This is a genomic window from Variovorax sp. 01N429, assembly GCF_056399425.1.
In genome coordinates this window covers 1-379 of sequence record NZ_JBFTRG010000218.1, presented here as the reverse complement: position 1 = coordinate 379, position 379 = coordinate 1, and the positions used below count along the sequence as shown (strand labels likewise).

1 protein-coding gene is annotated in these 379 nt (G+C 73.1%); it reads right to left on the bottom strand.

The genetic code is table 11. The annotated features are described in order from the left end of the window. Positions 1 to 379 (bottom strand): LLM class flavin-dependent oxidoreductase (locus tag AC1DSF_RS31325; protein WP_478184202.1); only part of this gene is annotated, 379 nt, incomplete at both ends.

The following is a 379-nucleotide window of genomic DNA, read 5'->3' as shown; positions in this document are numbered from 1 at the left end:
GTCGTAGCGCCGCTTGAGTTCCTCGACCTTGGGGACGAGCGCGTCGGGCAGGCCCTTGCCTTCGGTGGTGAACCGGAAGACGTGGTTCGCCGTGCCGGCGAGCACCGAGCGGACCACGGCGATCCCGTCGTCCTCGGTCGCGGCCGGGACGATGTTGGCCATGCACCAGATCTCGAGGTCGGCGAGGTCGCGTCCGGCTTCCGCGGCGCCCGCGGCGATGTGCGCCAGGTTGCGTTCGTACGCCTCGCGGGTGAGCGAGTTCGACAGGACGTCGCCGTCCGCGCTCCGCCCCGCCGCGCGCAGCGTGCGCGGCCCTTCCGCGGCCATCCACACCGGCGTCGGTCCGGGCTTCCAGCGCTGCACGAGGTCGGTGCCCTGC